This is a genomic window from Agarivorans sp. QJM3NY_29, assembly GCF_050870835.2.
Classification (GTDB): Bacteria; Pseudomonadota; Gammaproteobacteria; order Enterobacterales; family Celerinatantimonadaceae; genus Agarivorans.
The window spans coordinates 3,824,378-3,845,904 of the sequence record NZ_CP194036.2 but is presented as its reverse complement, the minus strand read 5'-3'; the positions used below and the strand labels follow the sequence as shown (position 1 = coordinate 3,845,904).

Below are 21,527 nucleotides of genomic sequence, written 5' to 3'. Positions count from 1 at the left end.
GTTTGATTAACAGGGTTTGACGCTGTTTTGGAAGATTAAAATTAAGATACGTTTGTTTTGAATAACACTGACCGTGACGAATAAGGGATTTCGAGCCAATTTTGGTCATTTATTCAAATTTACGGTGATTTGGGTTTTCTCTCACATGGAAGGATTTATGCGCACAGTTAGTTTTCGACTTAAAGTTATCATTTTATTATTTCTTATTGCCTTTGGTTTTTTGGCTTATGAAGGTATTACCGGGATGAACCGAGAGAAAGCCGCAATAGAAGATTTATATACTCAAGGGATACAACACACCGTTCGAGCTGGTAAGATTTTGGATAATATCGGCAGTGCGCGAAGCTCCTTATTATTGGCCTTTCAGCACGATCCCAGCTCTGAATTTGCAAAAATGCATGACCATCCTTTAGGTAAACATATCGATGCGATTCAAACTAACATTGAAGCCTTGCATCAGCTGATTGACCGGGAAATATTAGGTTCAGATTTATCGGATGAAGAACGCAGGGTTACTCAGCAGCTGGCGAAAGAAGTTGACCAAGTGACGCAGCGTGGTTTTGAGGTTGCGATTAAAGCGCTACAGCAAGGCCAGTTTACTGATGCTAATTTGGTATTATTAAAGGTGATTAACCCTGGTTATGCCTCTGTCACCAAGGCCGCCCAACAATTCTTAAAGCTGCAAATAGATGAAGCCGCTAAAAACTTTCAACAGGCCGAAGCTGATACCGAACATTTCATGTGGTCGGTTGGTATTATTATTAGTTTAAGTTTGTTGGTGATTATTGGTCTGTCGACACTGATAGTGAAGCGCGTTTCGGAAGCGGCTCGTCAGCTTCAAGCTAAATCGAGCTTGATTGTTGCGGGGGATTTAACCCAGCGAATTGATGTGGATGGAGAGGATGAATTTACTGATATTGCCAGCGATGTGAATACCATCGTGGCTAAGTTTCAACATGTGGTGAGTACCAATAAGCAGTCGGTTGAAGTGCTTGCTAGTTCTGCAGAAGAAGGTTCATCGGTTGCGATGCAAACCAAACAAAACATTTTTGATCAACAGCAACAAACTCAGTTAATTGCAACGGCGATGCACCAGTTTACGGCCACTGTTCATGAAGTCGCGCAAAGCGCCAGTACAGCCGCCGAGGCATCGGAAAAAGCCGATTTGGCCGCCGCCGATGGTCAAGAAGTGGTGCGGCAGAGTATCGCGATGATCGAAAGTTTGTCCAATGAAATGCAAGACTCGGTTAAAGAAATGCAAAAGCTAGCGCAGCATGCGGAAGAAATTGGTAGCGTAGTAGAAGTGATTCAAAGTATTTCTGAGCAAACTAATTTACTTGCGCTTAACGCGGCAATCGAAGCGGCTAGGGCAGGTGAGCAAGGACGAGGTTTTGCGGTTGTGGCCGATGAAGTTCGAACGCTTGCCAGTCGTACTCAACAGTCGACAGGGGAAATTCAGCAAACGATTTCGCAATTACAAGAGGGCAGTCGAGAGTCAACCCAACGGCTTGAGCAGGGGGCCAATAACGCGAAGTTAACGGCCGAAAAATCTTTACAGGCGGGGGACGCTTTAGCGCAAATTACTCAAAGTGTTGATCATATTTCGGCGATGAATGCACAAATCGCGACTGCAGCTGAACAGCAAAGCTCAGTCACCGAAGAGATCAATCAGAACATTATTGCGATTAGTGATATCTCTAATGAAACGGCTCAGGGAGCCGAGCAAAGCTCCAGCTCAACGATGGCTTTGGCCAAGTTAGCTGAGCAATTAAAAATGGAAATCGAAGCCTACTCCGTATAGTGGGAGGGTCTTTGAACGGCACAGTTAATCTTGCGAGTGTCCATCGGATATGACGGGACGGCACTCGCCATCTCAGAAATTGAATGCAATTGTGCTCCATTAATCTTTAAAAGGTGATTCATGCCGCGTACTCAGCCGAAACCGTGTTTAACTCAAGCGTGGTTACAATATCAAACAGTTTTGTTGGGTTGGTTACTCTCACAGACCCAAGACTCCTTGTTAGCAGAAGATGTGCTACAAGATGTTTTTGTGAAAGCCTTACGCCAGAAGGACAAGTTTTGTCGTCTCGATAATGTGAAAGCATGGTTGTTTAAAGTTGCGAAAAATCGTTTAGTCGATCACTATCGCGAGTCTGCAAAGTTTATTAGCAGTCGTGATTTGAATCGTCTTGAGCAGCCACAAACGGCGCTTGAGCCGATCGATGCCTTAGTTCAATGCTTACCCAGACAGCTCGAGCGATTAGCGAAGCGCGATCGTCATATTATTCAGTGCTGTGACATTGTAGGGATGTCGCAACAAGACTATGCGAGGCAGCATAAACTGAGTTTATCGGCGGCTAAGTCTCGTTTGCAGCGCGCCAGAGTGAAGCTTAAACAGCAACTTAATTGTGCATGTCAAATTGCTTATGATGAGCAACAGCAGATCTGTTGCTTTAAACCGAAGCGCTCTTAAATCAGCTGGCTTACTATCGAAGGACACTATAGTTTGATGGAAAAATGCAGTCATCTTGGTCTGTAGCGGGCGTTTAATGAATACTAAAGCTTGCTCACTTCCAAATTCATTGTTGGACATTGCTTATTAAAGGGGGATTGGCTCGGAAGAATGCTTATCAGTTAATGCCAAGGTATAGTCTGGCTGCAACGCTGGGTAAGTTTTCTGACAAAAACACGATAGAAATCATGCTCTAATCGTTGATTTTCGACTTACTAAAAGTAATGTAATTTTTAAATTACTTGGGAGCACAATTATGTGCTCTTAGTTTCTTACAACGTCAAGGATATTTCTTTTTTTGTCGATGAAACTATGAAGAGACTTCAACGTAAATCCTCCAATCATGACTGCGCTGTATAACACGCAGTTTTTCATCGCTACCAGTGGCATTTCATAAAAATCAATAGATATAAAATAGATCTGGCCAGCTATACCAATACCTATTGCCATACCTATATGTTGTAATGCTTGCATTGCACCTGAAGCAGTACCAGAATCTTCTCTATCTACAGTGCTCATCATGCTTTGAAATAACGCAATTATTGCGCTTCCCATTCCAAGCCCTCCTATGAATAAAGGCAATGAAATCCAATATAACTCATCAAATACAGAAACATAGCTAATTGTGAGATATAGTATTGACCATGCAACGGTAAGTCCTAAACAACCACTAAAGACTCTGTAGCGTTGCCATGATAAAGGGCTATTTTTTAGCACTGATGAAGAGATAAGAACCCCTAAAGGGAATGCCAAAGTCACAGCTCCTGATTCAAACGGACTAAAGCCAAGATGCCTCTGCATGTAATATGTTAGAACAAAGAACAACCCAGGAGTCGTGGTACCAAACAACATCATGAACATAGCTTGGTTGATGAAGAAACGGTTTGTATACAGGCTAACAGATATCAATTTAGGACGACTACTATCTGCTGTAGGCTTCTTCAACCAAAGGTTGAGACCCCATATACTAGGTAGAGACATCGCTAACACAGCCAGTATCCATGGTTGCCAGCCTAAGCTGTAGCCTTCAATGAGAGGCACAATAAGAGAAATACTCATCAATATAACTAGACTATTACCTAGCCAATCTATTCGTAATCGTGACGTTTTCACTTCGTTCGCTAGATTTCTTTTCACGCCAAAATACGCGACTACTCCAATGGGAATGTTTATAACAAAGATAATTCGCCAATCAAGGCTGAATAGATTGAGTGAAATCAACGTCCCTCCGACGACGGGGCCAAGGATTGACGCTAAACTTCCCACAATCCCCACATAACCAAACATCTTTGTTTTTTCTTCTACAGGAAACATTGACACTGCAATGGCTAACACCTGTGGAACCATCATCGCACTTGCAAAACCTTGAAAAAACCGGCTGAACATTAGCATCTCAATGCTAGGAGAAACCGCACACATCAATGATGTCGCCATAAAGGCGATTAGCCCGCTTTTGAATAATCGCAATTTGCCATACATATCTCCCAGCTTACCCAAAGGAAGCAAGCAGGCAGAGAAGCTTATCAAATATATGATTGATACCCATTGTGCTTGAGAATGTGAAATATCCATATCTTGGTAAATCCGCGGAATAGCAACATTAACAATGGTTACATCCAATATATTGAGGAAGTTGGCAAGCAACAAGAAGAAGAGTGCTTGCCATCTGTTTGGTAGACATTGATCGTTCATTATACTCAACTCATGTAACTTCAAATGTATCGTGAAGACCATTGTATTTTCATGTATCTTTAAAAGCAACATGAAAAGGAGTTGGCGATGCGAACCGATTCTCGGCTATCAAGAGTTATTCATGCCTTACTACATATGCACGATACTCAGCAACCTTTAACCTCTGAAGCTTTAGCTAAGATGCTAAATACAAATTCATCTGTCATCCGGCGAACAATGTCAGGGTTACGTGATAGAGGTTATGTTATGTCCAACAAAGGGCATAATGGAGGCTGGATATTAATGAAACGCATCGACGAAATTACGTTGCTTGGGCTTTACGAAGCCTTAGGTATGCCTCGCTTATTTGCAATATCAAGCGATTCCGACAACCCAACATGTTTAGTACAGCAGATAGCTGATGAGTCTCTTAACCATGCTTTAGAGATGTCTCGACGTGTATTTATCGCTCAACTTGAGACCGTTACACTTGCAGAACTCAATATGCAATTTAAATGTCGTTTAGAAAGTTTGGATAATGAGCGGGTTCATAAGTCAGACCCACATGAATGACAGTAAATCTGCTCTAGTAAGCCAGATTCACAGTAACATTATTATAATTTGGACACAGGTTGTTTGTTTGCCAAATATCTCGTATGACTTCCAACTTGATGTATGGGATCCACTCCCTCCTTTGCCAAGACTAGACTTAGGAGAATGAAAAAAACGAGGATTCCAGTATGTGGTAAGGCCTTACCAGGTAGCGCCTTCAACAAGAAGCCGAATATACGTACGTATCTTAACCGTCTATTGAAATTATCACTTTGTAAATACGTGGATCCCATATATGTTTGGGTTGCGATTCTTCGCTGTAACACGCCTCTGGACAATAACGAGTTAGCACTCGGTTAAAATAAGCGACTCTATGGCTTTTTTTAAAGTAAAACGTTGAGTACTACTTATGAACTTCGATACTTACATGTCTCAGCTTGGGAATATGTTGTAACAGCTGCTTATAGGCTATCAACGAACGAGGTGCTTCGCTACGTATTGAGATTACAGCGCTAAGTGACTTCTCTCCGAGGTGCCAAACATGCAAATCTGTGATTTCTATCTCTTCGTCTTTCAAAGCTTCACGCACACGGTTCTCGGTGGTTTGACACTGTTGGTCGAGTAAGTGACTACTTGTTAATGATATTAAGCCCCAAGCCCATTTACTTATAACTAGAGCTCCCACAATACCCATTACTGGGTCTAACCAATTAAGCCCAGCGTATTTGCCAGCGAGCAGAGCGAATATAGCGAGTAATGATGTTAGTGCGTCGGCCAGTACGTGCATATATGCTGCGCGTAGATTGTGATCTTGGTGAGAGTGGCTGTGTTCTTCATCATGGTGATGATGGTGATCATCTTTGAGAATCCAAGCACCTACTAAGTTAACTAACAAGCCAATAACAGCAACTAAAATCGCTTGATTAAAGGCAATCGCTTGTGGCTCGAAGAAGCGAGTAATCGACTCAATTATCATGAGAAGAGAAACTACCGCTAAAGCAATTGCACTGGCAAAACCTCCAAGCGAGCTGACTTTTCCGGTACCAAAGCTGAACTTGGGGTTGTTTACGTGCTTGCGAGCATATCGATAAACGAAGATAGTTATCGCGAATGCAGCAACGTGAGTCCCCATGTGCCATCCATCAGCAAGCAAAGCCATGGAGCCAAACCAAGTTCCAGCAACAATTTCAACTATCATGGTAATGGCAGTAAGCATTAATACAATTAATGTACGCTGTTCACCTTGATTGGTGTGGTGAGAAAAATCGTGTTGGTGAGCTTGGCTGCTAATATCAAAAGCGGCTTGATGTTGGTGATCCATAAACTTATTTACCATCCCTGTAAGTAAGAATTCTAATAAAAAATAGTAACTGTTCTCACTCTTATTCTCGCAAACCCAATTTATCTATATGATAAGTTAGATCAAAAAAGCCGCTGATTTGAGTCACGCTCAAGGCCTTTTCATTCTGTAGTTGTTTACGATTTAGAAAACTAAGGTCAATGCTATCAGCAGACTAGCTGCCAATATCGGCCAAAGCCCAGGCTTGATGTTAGGTTTGGTTGCGATATCTTTATTCTTATAACCACTGAACATAGCACTCAAGTAACCACGCTTCCTTAAGCAAAAGTATCCAATCGCCAGTATGTGAATTGCGATAAGCGCAAATAAGTAATCGGCGTTACTTGAATGGAGGGCTTTAAACCATTCGTAGTATTCTTCGTCCACGTAGGCATATAAGGGGCCATCAGAGAGAATGTCATCAGAATTAAACAAGCCAGATAGAAGTTGTATTAATAGCAGTACCCATAAAGCCAGCACCATATAAGAACCGAGGTAAGAGTGCCCAGTATGTATGCTTTCTGTGCCGCCCAATTCTTGTTTAAGTTCATCGAGTGCACCTTTAGGATGAAGCTGTAGTGACTTCAACAGCGCGGTTTCACTACCAAAGTAGCCCCAGATGAATCGAACCAGAAGCAAAGCCAAGAGTGCCAAGCCTAGCTGCATGTGCAAATCGACTTCATCGTACTTCATACTTAACCACAAGCCGACTAGCAGAGCTAATTGCAGCCAGTGATAAAAACGAATAAATCTGTCCCATACCAAAATTTTTTGCTTAACATTCATCATCACCCTCTCACTCTTTGCCTTAGGCGCTTTAGGGGTCTTGCTAGGCCGCCAGTTTATGACGGCCAATAAATACTATTTATCACAACTCATACGAAATTGTTTATGACTTCGTTTGCTATGCTTCTTCACCTTGATTAGGGTGTTTTTGACGAGTTTCTTGTCATCAACTTGTTGTAGTTGGCCAAATAACACCAGCAGTTCATCTATACCTTTTATATAGCTCATATGCGCCATATGGGTATTGTGGTCCATATCCTCCATATCTGGCATGTTACTGTGATCCATACTTTCCATAGCGCTATGATCCATAGTTGAATGGCTCATACCAGAGTGGTCCACTTTAGCCATCTCTACCATATGATCATCATGCTCAGCCATGTGATGTTCGCTATCTTGCAGTTTCAGTGGGATCAATTGCTTAGCTTCTTTAGCATTACTAATCAGTTGTGCTGCATGTTGCTGCATAGCTACCTGATCGTCACCTTTGAATGCATCAACGTAGGCTTTAAGCTCAGATTTCATGTCCTCCATAACCGAGCCAAGCTCGGTGTTTTTACAGTGTTCACTGTGGGCATTGGCTGTAACGCTCACTAGTGTAAGGATGGATGCGGTAAGTATTGAAGCTAATTTTTTCATATTAATTTTTCCTTAATTGTTATTCGTTAATTAGTTTGCGCAGAGATACGCGCTTCCATAAGTAATAAACTGAGGGCAGCACTAGCAGGGTCAATACCACCGCTGAGGCCATACCGCCGATCATCGGTGCAGCAATTCTTTGCATAACTTCGGAGCCGGTGCCTTCACCATTCATAATCGGAATCAGGCCTATGACCACTGTGGCTACGGTCATCATCACCGGTCGTACACGCAAACCAGCACCTTCAACAATGGCTGTGCGTAATTGTTGCCTGTTAATAATGATGTGTTTGGACAAGGTCTCTTCAAGTGATTGATTAAGGTAAATCAGCATGATGACGCCAATTTCTACAGCAACCCCAGCTAGAGCGATGAAACCCACGCCAACGGCGATGGAGAAGTTGTAACCCAATAGATACATGAGCCAAACGCCGCCAATCATCGCTAAGGGCAAGGTGCCTAGGATTAGTAGCACTTCACCCGCTCGCCTAAAGGCCATGTACAACAGCAACATGATGATGGCGAGCGTTGCCGGTACCACTACTTTCAAAGTGGCCTCTGCACGTTCCATGTATTCGTATTGCCCTGACCAACTGACTGAATAGCCCGCTGGCAGAGTTAGATGCTCTTGCACGTACTGCTTAGCATCTTGTACGTAGCTGCCTAAGTCACGGCCTTCAATATCAACGAAGATCCAGCCATTAGGACGTGCGTTTTCGGTCTTGATCATTGGAGGTCCATCTTCAACGTAAACCGCTGCCACATCTCCAAGGGTCAATCGCAGTCCGCTGGGCGTGACCACGGGTAATAGTTTTAGTTGTCCTACACTGTCGCGGTAACGCTGAGGGTAGCGCAAGTTGATTGGGTAACGCTCTAGGCCTTCCACTGTCTCTGACACATTCATCCCGCCAATGGCGGTAGACACTACTGCCTGCACATCTGCGATGTTGAGGCCATAGCGAGCAGTTGCGATCCGGTCGATATCTACTTTTACATAGCGTCCACCTGCAACACGCTCAGCGTATGCGGAGGCGGTGCCAGGAACTTGGCCAAGGATGTCTTCAATGTTTTTACCAATAGTCTCAATTATACTGAGGTCTTCCCCTGATATTTTGATGCCAATAGGCGTTTTAATCCCAGTCGCAAGCATATCGATACGGGTTTTAATCGGCATTACCCAGGCATTGGTCAATCCAGGGAAGTTCACCAAGTTATCAAGCTCTTGGCGCAGTTTGTCGGTGGACATTCCTTCTCGCCATTGCTCTCGAGGCTTAAGCGTGATGAAGGTTTCGATCATCGTGAGAGGTGCGGGATCAGTCGCTGTTTCTGCTCGACCGACTTTGCCCCATACCCTTTCTACTTCTGGCACTGTCTTGATCAGCTTATTGGTCTGTTGTAAGACTTCTCGCGCCTTGCCAATACTAATCCCAGGATAAGTGGTTGGCATGTACATCAAGTCACCCTCATCCAAAGGGGGGATAAACTCACTACCAATCTTGTTTACCGGATAAAAACCTACACCGACTAAGGCGACAGCGATGACTACTACTAACACTGGCGCTTTTAAGCTGAGGTTGAGTAATGGCTTATAGCTGGCTATGAGTAGCCTGTTTAATGGGTTCTTATGCTCGGCAATCACCTTGCCGCGAATAAAGTACCCCATAAGTACTGGCACTAGCGTGATTGCCAAGCCAGCTGCTGCTGCCATGGCATAAGTCTTGGTGTAGGCTAAGGGAGAGAACATCTTGCCTTCTTGGCCGTGCAAGGCAAAGACTGGCACGAAGCTGAAGGTAATGATCAACAACGAGAAGAACAAGGCAGGTCCCACCTCTGACGCGGCTTTACCAATCACTTCCCAGCGATTAGCATCAGTCAGCTCGGTTTTCTCCATGTGCTTGTGCACATTTTCAATCATTACGATGGCTCCATCGACCATCGCGCCGATGGCAATGGCAATGCCTCCTAACGACATGATGTTGGCGTTAATTCCCTGCCAGCTCATCACGATAAAGGCAATAATGATCCCCACCGGCAAGCTAACCAATACCACCAGTGAGCTGCGGATATGGAACAGAAAGGCCGCACACACTAAGACCACCACCACAAACTCTTCAATCAGTTTGTCTTTGAGGTTTTCTACTGCACGTTCAATCAAACCGGAGCGGTCATAAGTGGTGACAATTTCTACGCCATCGGGCAGTGAAGCGCTCAAACTATCCAGCTTGTCTTTGACTGCGGCAATCACCTGCTGGGCATTTTCCCCGTAGCGCATCACCACTACGCCACCGACCACTTCGCCCTCGCCATCAAGCTCTGAGAGCCCTCGGCGCATTTGTGGCCCTACTTGAATATCGGCAACATCACCCAGTAGCAAGGGGATACCTTGCGGGTTGAGCTTTAATGGCAATTGTTGCAAGTCTTCGACCGAGCTGATGTAGCCGCTACTGCGCACCATGTACTCGGCTTCACCCATTTCAATCACGCTAGCACCGGTCTCTTGGTTCCCTTGGGAAATCGCGTTCTTTAGCTGCGGCAGGCTCAGCTGGTAGGCTCGCAAGCGATCGGGATCGATGCTGATCTGGTACTGCTTCACCATTCCACCGACCGTTGCTACCTCACTGACACCAGCAACCGTTTGCAGCTCGTATTTCAAGAACCAATCCTGAATACTGCGTAACTGACTAAGGTCATGCTGACCGGTGCGATCGACCAAGGCATAGCTAAATACCCAGCCAACCCCAGTAGCATCAGGCCCTAGCGCGGGCTTTGCTGCTGCCGGCAAATTAGGTGCGACTTGCGATAAGTACTCTAGTACCCGCGAACGTGCCCAGTAAATATCGGTACCATCTTCAAAAATGATGTAGACATAGGAATCACCAAAGAACGAGTAGCCACGCACGGTCTGCGCACCCGGTACTGATAACATGGCGGTGGTCAAGGGATAGGTAACCTGATCTTCAACCACCTGTGGAGCTTGGCCTGGGTACGAGGTCTTAATGATGACCTGCACATCGGACAAGTCTGGAATGGCGTCGACTGGCGTATTTTTGATAGCGAAGCCGCCGTAAACCAATATGGCGAGCGTTGAGACTAAGACTAAAAAACGATTGTGTATCGACCAGCGAATAATACTAGGGATCATTACTGCTCTCCCTCTTCATCATCGAAATCTAGCCAATCCAAATCCTCATCCACTAAGGTACTAGTATCAACATCTGCGCTTTGCTGTGGGCCATGTCCCATCTGTGAATGGTCCATCGTGCTGTGGTCATGACCCATCGCTGGTTGCTTCAATGCTTCAAGATTCAAGTCACCTGGGACAAGCTTGGAAATGGGAAACTGATTGTCTTGCTTGTTAATGGTAAATTTGAGTTCTCTTCCCGGCACGATCTGCTCGGTAATTTCAGCCTGCTCCAATGGAAAGTCCATCACCATACCTGGCCATTCCCACTCTGGTACGGGTTCATGGGCAATGGTGAGGGCTCCGTCTTTTACCGCCATTACCACACCACTCGCCACTACCGACTCGGTAAGCCTATCTGGGGGGCCAATGCGATTGAAATCAGCGCTCAAGCTAGATTCAGAATCCAACATAAATTGGGCACTCGTCACGATGGTGTCACCACTCATCAAGCCATCAAGTATTTCCATTTGCCCCTGACTTTCGCGACCGACTTCAACTCGCACACTTTGGTACTTTCCTGCGCCTCGCTTCATTACTACGCGATCAAAGCGGCCGCCTCTAATCACCGCTTCGCTAGGAATGGTTAATACTTGGCTCGCTTGTGCCGAGGAGACACTGACTCGAGCATACATATTAGGTTTGAGCCGCTCATCATCATTGGCAAACTCCATGCGAACACGCAGGGTGCGAGTAAGCGGGTCAAGATTTGGGTAGATGTAGTCAATTTCACCTTGCCAGGTTTGTCCGGGGTAGCTGTCTACACGCATTTCTACCCGGTCCCCCTGCGCCACTAAGCCTGCTTGGGAGTCGAATAATTCACCGATTAACCAAATGCTGTCCAAGGCTCCGGCATCAACTAGCTTGGTAGCAGGGGTAATATAAGCGCCTTCCCTAACACCAAGCTTGGCGATGTAAGCAGAGCTTGGTGCATATAGTTCGACTAACTGTTCGCTACGACGTTGCTTAGTCACGCGCTTAACTTGCTGAGCTGACATGCCCAGTACATTAAGTCGAGTCTTAGCTGAGTCAATCAAACGCTTGTTACCCATGTTCAGGGCATTGAGTAAGTCGTCTTGGGCCTTAACTAACTCCGGTGAGTAAATAGACATAAGGTACTGGCCTGCATCAACACGCTCGCCCTCTGCTTTTACCGCCAGCTTTTCAACCCAACCTGCAACCCTGCTATTAAGTTGCCACTGCGTATTCTCGTTCAGGTTTAGTGTGCCCACTGTTTCAATGGCCGTGGCGAAACTGTTAAGCTCAACCTTGGCTGTTCTCACACCTAGGTTATTCTCAACACTCGGGTCGATGGAGACTAAGCCGGGTTGACTAGCAGATTGACTCTCCTCAAAAACTGGAATGAGATCCATCCCCATAGGAGACTTACCGGGTTTATCACGGCGATAGTTAGGGTCCATTGGCGCGACCCAGTACAGCGGCTTAGCTTCCCCCGATACACTATAACCAGTGTGGCTATCAGTGCTATGCTGTTGCTGCATCAAGTCATTTGCGAAGTAACCTCCGCCCAAGCCAAGGGCTAGAAATAGACTGCTTAATACAAATTTATTCATTCGGTTCTACTCCTACAGGGCCTGAAAATAACGAACTTGAGCAAGGGATTGGTATTGCTGGGTTTGCAGCTGTTCAAACTCCAGCTTCAAGGCGGTTTCATCCATGAAAGCCTTGACCACCAGATCAAAGCTCACTGTATTAGATTGATAACCTTGGATAGCGGCTTGGGTATTAGCTTGGGCTTGTGGCAACAAAGTTTGCTGATAGCGAGCTAAGCGCAGGTTAAGGTTTTGTACCTGTGCAACCTGACCATTGAGCCTACCATTCATGTTTTTTAGCAGTAGGTCGCGTTCCGCTTGCTTCACCCCCTTACCACGTGTAGCTGAAATAACCGCCTGGTCTTGACGTTTATCAGTGAACAATGGGACGTCCATAGACAAAAAACCAGAAACCAAATCGGGACGAGCACTACCATCCATATCACGACTGTTTCGATGGCCATATCCGACTTCGACTTTAAAGGCGGGCTTGTAAGCCTCATTGGCGATTTCGATTTGTTTTTCAGCGTCATCAATGGCGGCTTGTTTCACCAACACCAGAGGGTGCTGCGACAGCAGTGTGTAGTGTTCGGTATTGGCTTGCTCTGCATAATTAGCGGTGGCATCCCATTGCGGAAGTGCGCTATCAAATGGTTGGTAAGCCTGAGCGCCAAGCCACGTTGCTAACTGTCCTCGATAGGCTTGTTCTTGCTGGGAAAAGGCCGCAATCTGCTCATCAAACTTACTTAGTTGTAGCTCCGCTTGGAACAGGTCTTGGCTTTGCTTGTAGCCCAATTCGAACTGGCCACGCACGTGCTCAACATTGCGAGCGAACAATTGCTTGTTCTCGGCTAAAAGATGTTGTGCCGTGTTAGCGAAACGCACACTTAGCCACATTTGTCGGATTTGCTGGCTAAGTTCCAAGCGGCGTTCAGCAGCTTGATGGCCAGTTTGCTGCTCCAATATTTGGTAACGCTGGCCGCTTAGCTCACGGGTATTGCCTCGGCTAAACTCTTGGGCAAGCCCAACACTCAGCTGAGTCATAGGGTCTTGGTCAAATTTGAAGCTATCAGTGGGTAGGTTCGCGAGACCTAGCCTGATCATAGGGTCCTTTAACTGACCACTCTGCACACCCATGGCTGCAATTTGTTGTTGTCGCTGAGCATATAAACTCTCAGATGGATCGCTACTAAGCGCTAGCTCTACTGCACGTTCAATATTTAAGGGGGCGGCTATCACCGTGGCACTTGTCGATAGCGCAACGACAAGCACAACCTCTTTGCAAGAGGGAATAAACATGTTTCTTCCTTACTGTTGATTAAAGAAATAGTTAACTAAATCAAACAGTAAGAGGGGGTCTGAAGGGTAGTTCCTGTAAAGACGGGTGGAGATTAAAAGTGTAAAAACTGGTCGCTGCACTTTGTGGCTGCGGTATGAAGTGTAGGCTGGAAGATATGAATGCAGGCGTTGCAGCACACAATGACAACTGACAATCTAACTTACATAAGTCATCCAGCTTAGATTTATTCTCATTGTCAGGAATATTGCCATCATTATGGCAATCCATAGTCATGTGCATTATTTCTTGATCGGCACTATGTTTTTGCGCATGCGAAGAATGCTCCGAAGCGCTAGAAACGCCGGATACCATTTGTAAGCAAAACACAAAGATCAAAAACAAAGCTTTCATATCATCGTGATGGTAAGTCAAAGGCGAAGATTACTGCAAGCAATTTTAGCAACAGCGAGAAATTAGTTTAAAAACAACTCTTAATAATCTACTTCGGAGGACATGCGTTCTAACGAGTTAAACTTGATAAGGGCAGCCGGTTTAATTGCTGATGGAGTCTCATACTAGATTCTACTAGAAATAGCCAAAACCCAAATTTCTGGTGAACAACACTAACTCACTTTGGAGCACAGGCTTTTCAGAAAAGAAGAAAAGCCTGTATCAGCGCTGATCAGCAGTCTGTTTTCTCAGAGAGTCTCAGAGCGTCTTCTAGCTCAACGCCAAGGTACCGAATAGTGTTATCTAGCTTCGAATGCCCAAGTAGGATTTGTACCGCCCTAATGTTTTTTGTTCTGGCATAAATCAATGTTGCTTTGGTGCGACGTATGGAATGAGTACCATAATAGTCCGCATTCAATCCAAGCTTTACAGCCCAATTCCTGATAATTGAACGATAGTATGAGTAGCTGATAGGTTGCTCTTTACGGCGGCCACTCGGAAATAAAAAACTGCTTGCCTCTAGGGAGGCTGAAAAGATCCATCGGCTAATGCTTTGTTGCGTTCTCGGAGTGATCTCATAGTGTACGTCAGTGCCTGTTTTTTGTTGAATACATTGCACCCTTTCGTAGATAACTCCCTGCGAAGAAACATCGTATACGTGCAGCTTTAGCAAATCGCTCGCTCTTAACTTGCTATCAATAGCTAGGTTCAGTAACGCAAGCTGCATTAGGTTGTTTTCAATCTCCAATCTAGTTCTGACTCGCCAGATTTCTTCAAGCTTAAATGGCCTTTTGATGCCACTGCATTTTCCAGAAGATAATTTTCTCATGATGACCTCCTCTCAATGTTGTTGGTCAACGTTGAGTTTGGCAATCAACTAGAACTGATCCAGTAGCAATAACAATCGGTCTGGGTGGACTGAAACATCTGTGGACATTTCCGAGTTAAAGCCTTAACTCTAAAGCGTCTGTTTCGGATAAAAATTTCTATGGGTTAACGCCACATTCAGCGGCTTGTCCGCTGCAATGCATTGTGTACGCCCAGCATGGGCATGAACTAATGAGGTGAAAGTCCTCTGTAGGAAGGTCACCGTTTAATAACACTTTGATTATTAAACGCTAACTACTAGCGAATGGCAAGGGCGTTACCGTGAGGGAATGTCTGAAGGAAGCCGGACGCAAATCTGCGAGCTGATGAACAAAAACATCATATGAGGCGTAGGCTGGAGGCGAGTTGGCACAAGACAACGAAGCCATGTGATCTAACGGCCACCGTAAATGATGCAGCAGTGCAGAGAAAGAGAAAGTGCATGTTCTACTTCTTATAAACAAAGAGTGGGGAGATCTGCTTAACAAGCGATCGTTTAACTCACTAGCTTGGCCGCTAGTTCAACAGGCCTGGCACTTAATTCTCATCAACTTAAGTGAGCAAATACGATGAACAACGATAGCGCTATTTGGGGTAACTCAAACGGTGATTAAGCAGAAGTCAGCAGACGGCATAGTAGCCCAACGCCCATCGTAATGGTTGGGACACGGTGAAGGCCTGAACACTTAGAATAAAGGAGGAGCCTTGTTAAACTTGAACACCCATTCGCCGTCCGGCGTAGATGCGATTCAGCGTAATAACTCGCAGCCAACCTTTAGCCAACATCTATTCGAACATATGCTAACGCGGCAGAATATTCAGCTCGCGTGGCAAGGTGTTCGAGCCAATAAAGGGGCTGCTGGAGTGGATAACATGTCCATTGATGCATTTCCTTCTTGGGCAAAACTACACTGGAAGCAGGTTGCTGCTGCGCTGCGTAATGGCCAGTATCAGCCTAAACCGGTTCGCCGTGTGGAGATAGATAAACCCGATGGCGGGAAGCGCCTACTGGGGATCCCAACCGTGCTCGACCGTGTCATCCAGCAAGCCATTGCCCAAGTGCTAACGCCTATCTTTGACCCTAGCTTCTCAGCGAACAGCTTTGGATTTAGACCAAACAAGAATGGGCAACAAGCGGTGAAACAAGTGCAAAGCATCATCAAGCAAGGCCGACGTTTTGCGGTAGATGTGGATTTATCTAAATTCTTTGACCGAGTTAATCATGACTTATTGATGAGTAAACTGGGTCACCGACTGCAAGATAAGCGCTTACTTAAGCTGATTGGACACTACTTAAGAGCGGGATTTATCGACAACCAGCACTATCAAGAAACTCGAGAAGGTGTACCACAAGGCGGACCATTATCCCCCTTGCTGGCTAACATCATGCTCGACCCATTAGATAAAGAACTGGAGAAACGGAGCCATAAATTCGCCCGCTATGCTGACGATTTCACCATCTTGGTGAAAAGTCGGCGTGCAGGAGAACGGGTGCTAGCGAGCATTAGTCACTTCTTGCCACGCCGCTTAAAGTTAATCGTTAACACCACCAAAAGCCAGGTGGTTAAAACAGCGAAGAGTCAGTTCTTAGGGTTTGCTTTCAAAGCGGGACGACTGCAAATCCATGCCAAAACGCTACACCGGTTTAAACAACAGCTAAAGCGCCTCACCAACCGAAACTGGGGCGTCTCGATGACTTACCAGCTCGCTAAAGTGAGCCAATATCTGCGAGGCTGGATAAACTACTTTGGGATCGCGAATTGCTATCAACTGTGTGTCGATCTTGATCATTGGGTAAGACGCAGAGTACGAATGGCCTATTGGCGACAATGGCGAAAACCGAGAACCAAAGTGAGGAATCTCATGCGCCGAGGGGTACATGTTCAAGCCGCAGTGGCGTGTGGTATCACCAGTAAAGGCCCATGGAGGAGCTCGAAAACACCGGGGATCCAACAAGCATTATCGAATGCTTACTTGAAATCCCAAGGTCTATTTGCGCTACGAGATGGATGGATAAAGCTTCACTATTCTAAGTGAAACGCCCTGTGCGGAGCCGCATGCAGGGTGTTGTGGGGGCTGGAGGCTAGATACCTCCGGCTACCCGATTATGTGTTCCATGCGAAAATGCTAGCGTTGAAATATAAAAGGCATACAGACAAAGCAATTACACATGCTGATTGTTGGTTTTTACCAAATTTCATTAATTTCACAATTTCAATCATACTGGCAACTAGAGATAAGGTTACACCTGCACTAATTAATATATAAGTTGAATTTTTTTCAACTAAATAGAAAGGAGTAGGCTCAACGTTTACTCCAGAAGTAGCAGTATAAAAAGGAGCCCAAAATATACTCATAACATTAGCTATAAGTTGAGGCGAGCCTGCATTTTCGAAGCAATAATTAGTAATAAACGTTACCAATATAGCTAGAATAATGAACATTACACTTAAATATTTCATCTAATCCTTGAAGGACAGTGACACATAACGCCTGCAACACCGGACGATTTGTAGTGGCGAAGCCACGAAAAATTGTTCCGTGTGCTTGCGCTTGTGTACGCCCAGCATGGGCATGAACTAATGAGGTGAAAGTCCTCTGTAGGAAGGTCACCGTTTAATAATATTTTGATTATTAAACGCTAACTACTAGCGAATGGCAAGGGCATTGCCGCGAGGGAATGTCTGAAGGAAGCCGGACGCAAATCTGCGAGCTGATGAACAAGAACATCATATGAGGCGTAGGCTGGAGGCGAGTTGGCACAAGACAACGAAGCCATGTGATCTAACGGCCACCGTAAATGATGCAGCAGTGCAGAGACAGTGCATGTTCTACTTCTTATAAACAAAGAGTGGGGAGATCTGCTTAGCAAGCTGATCGTTTAACTCACGCCATGGCGATTTAAGCAGACGGCTTTTTTTTAGATAAAAAGTCCCAATGCCGTTCTATTGTGTAATGGTTGGGACATGGTGAAGGCCTGAACCTGAAAATCAATGAGGAGCCTGTGCAGCTCATTGTCTCCGTATCCGACCGGACTGAGGAGTCATGGCGCAAAAACAGAAGCCATCATTGGAATGCAAAGGAGCTAATCGGCCGTTGTATTTTAACCGTTTTCAGGAAACGCCCTGTGCGGAGCCGCATGCAGGGTGTTGTGGGGGCTGGAGGTTAGATACCTCCGGCTACCCGATTAAGTGGTGATTTCGGCATTAGCTTTTGCCTTCATCAAGAAGTATGCACCATGATCTGCTGCATTTAGTCCGCCATCGTGGACCGTACCTAGGTCGCTTGGAGTAACGTCCTGTGTTGGCCATATTTTGTAACTTGTAGTCAACTTGTCCAAATTTAGCTTGTTTAACTCAAGAAATAAGTAGTCTTCTTTTTCATCTCTTGCAACACCATCAGCCCAATAAGTCATCGAGCTAGCAACAATGTCAGCAACCTGCAATTGAGGATGCGATTCAGAGCTTGAAAACTTCAAACTTTTACCTCTTAAGGGTAATTTGAACTTCCGCCTGTCATAGCCAAGCTCTATAGAGCTTTGGGTCCAGTCCATAAATTGGGAAAACATCGCTTTTTGTTTTTCAACACTATGAGAATCATCATGAATGATATGAAACCCTTTTGGATGAATATCTCCCCAGCTTACACATTTTGAGAACAGCGCTGGGATTGATGGGTCAAGTGATGTCTTATCAATACCGTTCAGCGCATCATGAATATAATTTCGAGTAAGCAGGATCAAATTAAGGTCTTCTTTAAAATTTTCATGAATTGAATGTTCTTTAAGTACCTCTACACTCTCATAAAACGAGCTTATTGATTCTTCGGACTGTTCTTTAATCATATTAACGAACGAACCATACATGGCCTGAACTCGGTCCTGACCACAAAACGTAGGCATACAATAGAACCACATATTTGAAAGCCCTATGTTTGCTCCATTTACATACAAATCATGGCCATTTAGGTGAAGCATGTGCTCAATTAGGAGGTCAACAATCTTTGTCGTCACCATAAAGTTCTTGTGAAAAAGCTCTACTTTCACGTGATCTTTATTAATAAGTCGATGGCTCATTAGCCTTACAATTCCATCTTGCCCAGACTTTCGGCGCTTTAAATTTTTGAAATGAGCCTCTAGAGGTGATCTTGAGCCTGTCAGTGCAAGTAACTTTTCAGCTTCGCCATTAGAAAATTTACAGGCCGAGAGTGTAAAAATTGGTTGATTTTTGTCAACTATGTTATGGCCAGTATTTCCAGACTCATCCAAGTAGATAGTTGCTATCTTGGATTTTTCAGCATTAACTTTCGCCCTAGAAGCCCTCAGCTTATCTCTTTTATTTGCTAACTTCTTTTTTCTATTAGCTTGGTTATTACGACTCATTCAATTTCCCTGTGAGGCCACTTAACGCTTTGCCAAGGGGCAAATGCGAACGTTGTTGGGCTTCGCCCAGTGAGTATTTGTCCCAGCCGCGCTTTTTGCGGCGAACTTAGGCAACTTGTGTACGCCCAGCATGGGCATGAACTAATGAGGTGAAAGTCCTCTGTAGGAAGGTCACCGTTTAATAACACTTTGATTATTAAACGCTAAGGACTAGCGAATGGCAAGGGCATAACTGCGAGGGAATGTCTGAAGGAAGCCGGACGCCTTTTTATCTAAAGAGAGGGCGAGCTGATGAACAAGAACATTAATAAACTAGACCCCCATTCTAAAAACAAAAAACTTCCACACTCTCGATAGCCAAGATTACGCTTTTAAATCCCATCATCTTCGCCGAGTCGCGCAAATGAACAAGGGAGCAAAGTTGAAGTCTGTTTGAGCGTAGCGAGTTACTTCAACGCCCTTGTGAGTGAGCAACGGAGGAGCTAAGAAGGTGCTGGGTGGCCTTTCTTTTGTATACTTTTCTTTGGCCAGCAAAGAAAAGTATATCGCCGTCAGGGCGAAACCCTCACTAACAGATCGATCCAAAACTAAATGATAAAAGCGAGACTAACAGCTCCCACAAAAAATAAGTTAACTCACTTTGGGGCAAATACGCATTAGTTTAAAGTAACTGGCACTTGGACAGGAATTCGATGAACCATGGAGTGATCAAATTTTTTCCGCCGACACTTACTGTGCTTGTTATTCCGATTTTTGCTTCCGTTATAACTGTGATTCGCAACCAGTGTTGAGCTTCGAAGTTTAACTATCCTTAGAGAGGGTGCATATATTTTTGCATCTTTTCACTTCCTGTGCCGTCTTACCCTAAAGACACTGCTAATCGAAAATTACAAGTGAGTTTCACCATGGTTGCATTGCCGATGGTGTGAACTCTAGGGGAGACAATGATGTTCTACTATTTTAGCTGGTTCGCAGACTGGTTTACCTACCGCTTATTAAATTTAGAACCTGATGAGCGATGGGCCACTGCGGTACATTTTTTTATTGAAGATACCACCAAGATTTTTGCCTTGTTGCTGGTGATGATTTACTTCATTGGCTTATTAAGGGCGTCTCTAGACGTGGAAAAAGTAAGGGATTTTCTACAGGGTAAAAGCCGCGGGTTTGGCTATGTATTGGCGAGTGTCTTTGGCGCGATTACCCCATTTTGCTCTTGTTCTAGTATTCCAGTGTTTTTGGGATTTAGTTCAGTTGGGATCCCTTTGGGCATCACCATGGCCTTTTTACTGACCTCGCCGCTTATCAATGAAGTTGCCATATTATTGCTGATGAGTCTGCTTGGGTGGAAGTTTACCCTACTTTATTTGCTGATAGGGATGTCGGTTGGGATCCTTGGCGGGCTGTTTCTTGATGCCATTCATGCGGAGCGATGGTTGCAGTCTTTTGCGGCCAAGGCCTTACAAGAGGGACAAAGCCAAAGTGCACAGCCTTCTAATGAGCAAAGTGCTACACGTTTAAGTTATCGAGCTCGCCATCAATTTGCTTTCGATGAAACTCGAACTATTTTTTCTCGAGTCTGGAAGTGGGTGATTATCGGCGTTGGAGTTGGTGCTGCCTTACATGGTTTTGTTCCTGATGGTTGGATAGAACAACATTTGGGAAGTGGTCAGTGGTGGTCGGTGCCTGCTGCGGTGGTGATTGGCATTCCCCTCTATTCGAATGCGACAGGGGTGATCCCCATCATGGAAAGTTTGTTAGTGAACGGCTTACCTTTAGGTACGACGCTGGCTTTTTGCATGAGTACTGTGGCCGCCAGTATGCCGGAATTCATTTTGTTAAAACAAGTGATGCAATGGCGTTTATTAGCCATTTTATTCGTGACCTTGTTGTGTTCCTTCACCTTGATTGGTTGGATTTTTAATTTTTTAAGTACTTTTATTTAGGAGTGAATCATGAAACATTTTAAAGTTTTAGGCTCAGGTTGTCGTAACTGTAAAAATACCGTCGCTTTATTAGAAAAAGCCGCCAATGAATTAGATAGCGAAATTAGTGTGGAGAAAGTCGAACAGCCAGCTCAAATTATGGCTTATGGGGTGATGTCGACACCTGCGGTGGTGCTTGATGAACAGGTGATACACAAAGGCAGTGTACCCAGTTATCAACAAGTGCTTGAATGGCTACAATGAGTTATTTATAGCAAGCGTTATCTATTGAGGTATTTCAAGGATATTTGATTGCGATTTAAGCCGAGAATTTGCAGCACTTTGAGGTTTTGGTGCTGCAAATCGAAAGAGCTGCGGATTTGTTTATAATAGAA

16 protein-coding genes are annotated in these 21,527 nt (G+C 44.9%); 6 read left to right on the top strand and 10 right to left on the bottom strand.

The window, feature by feature from the left end; all coding sequences use genetic code 11:
• Positions 1-157 precede the first annotated feature (157 nt).
• Positions 158-1,801, top strand: a complete 1,644-nt coding sequence (locus tag ACRRS0_RS17410) for a methyl-accepting chemotaxis protein (protein WP_432451950.1) — start codon at positions 158-160, stop codon at positions 1,799-1,801.
• 120 nt (positions 1,802-1,921) lie between these two features.
• Complete coding sequence (locus ACRRS0_RS17405; protein ID WP_432451951.1) at positions 1,922-2,473, top strand: sigma-70 family RNA polymerase sigma factor; 552 nt, start codon at positions 1,922-1,924, stop codon at positions 2,471-2,473.
• Positions 2,474-2,776: 303 nt separating this feature from the next.
• Here ACRRS0_RS17405 and ACRRS0_RS17400 read toward each other — a convergent pair whose 3' ends face one another.
• Positions 2,777-4,204, bottom strand: coding sequence for an MFS transporter (locus ACRRS0_RS17400; RefSeq protein ID WP_432451952.1), 1,428 nt, complete (start codon positions 4,202-4,204; stop codon positions 2,777-2,779).
• A gap of 87 nt (positions 4,205-4,291) precedes the next feature.
• Here ACRRS0_RS17400 and ACRRS0_RS17395 point away from each other — a divergent pair, with 87 nt between their 5' ends.
• Positions 4,292-4,756, top strand: coding sequence for an Rrf2 family transcriptional regulator (locus ACRRS0_RS17395; protein WP_432451953.1), 465 nt, complete (start codon positions 4,292-4,294; stop codon positions 4,754-4,756).
• 382 nt (positions 4,757-5,138) lie between these two features.
• Here the strand turns inward: ACRRS0_RS17395 and dmeF are convergent, their stop codons facing one another.
• The 7 genes from dmeF to ACRRS0_RS17360 all read right to left on the bottom strand — a co-directional run bounded on the left by dmeF (position 5,139) and on the right by ACRRS0_RS17360 (position 14,791).
• On the bottom strand, positions 5,139-6,056 hold the full coding sequence (gene dmeF, locus ACRRS0_RS17390) for a CDF family Co(II)/Ni(II) efflux transporter DmeF (protein WP_432451954.1): 918 nt from the start codon (positions 6,054-6,056) through the stop codon (positions 5,139-5,141).
• A 162-nt stretch (positions 6,057-6,218) separates the two neighbouring features.
• The gene (locus ACRRS0_RS17385) at positions 6,219-6,863 is read right to left on the bottom strand and encodes a cytochrome b/b6 domain-containing protein (RefSeq protein WP_432451955.1); all 645 of its coding nucleotides are present in this window, start codon (positions 6,861-6,863) and stop codon (positions 6,219-6,221) included.
• A gap of 72 nt (positions 6,864-6,935) precedes the next feature.
• Entirely contained in the window at positions 6,936-7,499 is a 564-nt protein-coding gene (locus ACRRS0_RS17380; protein WP_432451956.1) for a copper resistance protein CopA, read from the bottom strand.
• A 19-nt stretch (positions 7,500-7,518) separates the two neighbouring features.
• A complete protein-coding gene (locus ACRRS0_RS17375) occupies positions 7,519-10,641 on the bottom strand; it encodes an efflux RND transporter permease subunit (RefSeq protein WP_432451957.1) in 3,123 nt (1,040 codons plus the stop codon).
• The gene (locus tag ACRRS0_RS17370; protein WP_432451958.1) at positions 10,641-12,254 is read right to left on the bottom strand and encodes an efflux RND transporter periplasmic adaptor subunit; all 1,614 of its coding nucleotides are present in this window, start codon (positions 12,252-12,254) and stop codon (positions 10,641-10,643) included. Before ACRRS0_RS17370 ends, ACRRS0_RS17375 begins: the two co-directional genes overlap by 1 nt.
• Before the next feature lie 12 nt (positions 12,255-12,266).
• Positions 12,267-13,532, bottom strand: a complete 1,266-nt coding sequence (locus tag ACRRS0_RS17365; protein ID WP_432451959.1) for a TolC family protein — start codon at positions 13,530-13,532, stop codon at positions 12,267-12,269.
• Positions 13,533-14,194: 662 nt separating this feature from the next.
• Entirely contained in the window at positions 14,195-14,791 is a 597-nt protein-coding gene (locus ACRRS0_RS17360) for a tyrosine-type recombinase/integrase (RefSeq protein WP_432451960.1), read from the bottom strand.
• 743 nt (positions 14,792-15,534) lie between these two features.
• Here ACRRS0_RS17360 and ltrA point away from each other — a divergent pair.
• Positions 15,535-16,866 carry a group II intron reverse transcriptase/maturase gene (gene ltrA / locus ACRRS0_RS17355; RefSeq protein ID WP_432451961.1) on the top strand — a complete coding sequence of 444 codons (1,332 nt, stop codon included), beginning with the start codon at positions 15,535-15,537 and terminating at the stop codon, positions 16,864-16,866.
• Between the two features lie 68 nt (positions 16,867-16,934).
• On the opposite strand, the gene ACRRS0_RS17350 is transcribed toward ltrA, so the two are convergent.
• Together ACRRS0_RS17350 and ACRRS0_RS17345 are read right to left on the bottom strand one after the other, a co-directional pair.
• Positions 16,935-17,291 (bottom strand): hypothetical protein, encoded by a 357-nt coding sequence (locus ACRRS0_RS17350; protein WP_432451962.1) that lies wholly within the window; start codon positions 17,289-17,291, stop codon positions 16,935-16,937.
• 725 nt (positions 17,292-18,016) lie between these two features.
• Positions 18,017-19,210: a DUF3800 domain-containing protein gene (locus ACRRS0_RS17345; RefSeq protein WP_432451963.1), complete on the bottom strand. Its 1,194-nt coding sequence runs from the start codon at positions 19,208-19,210 to the stop codon at positions 18,017-18,019.
• Positions 19,211-20,157: 947 nt separating this feature from the next.
• Between ACRRS0_RS17345 and ACRRS0_RS17340 the strand changes: the two genes are divergently transcribed.
• Together ACRRS0_RS17340 and ACRRS0_RS17335 are read left to right on the top strand one after the other, a co-directional pair.
• Positions 20,158-21,153, top strand: a complete 996-nt coding sequence (locus tag ACRRS0_RS17340; protein ID WP_432456148.1) for a permease — start codon at positions 20,158-20,160, stop codon at positions 21,151-21,153.
• 9 nt (positions 21,154-21,162) lie between these two features.
• Complete coding sequence (locus ACRRS0_RS17335) at positions 21,163-21,396, top strand: thioredoxin family protein (protein WP_432451964.1); 234 nt, start codon at positions 21,163-21,165, stop codon at positions 21,394-21,396.
• Positions 21,397-21,527 lie beyond the last annotated feature (131 nt).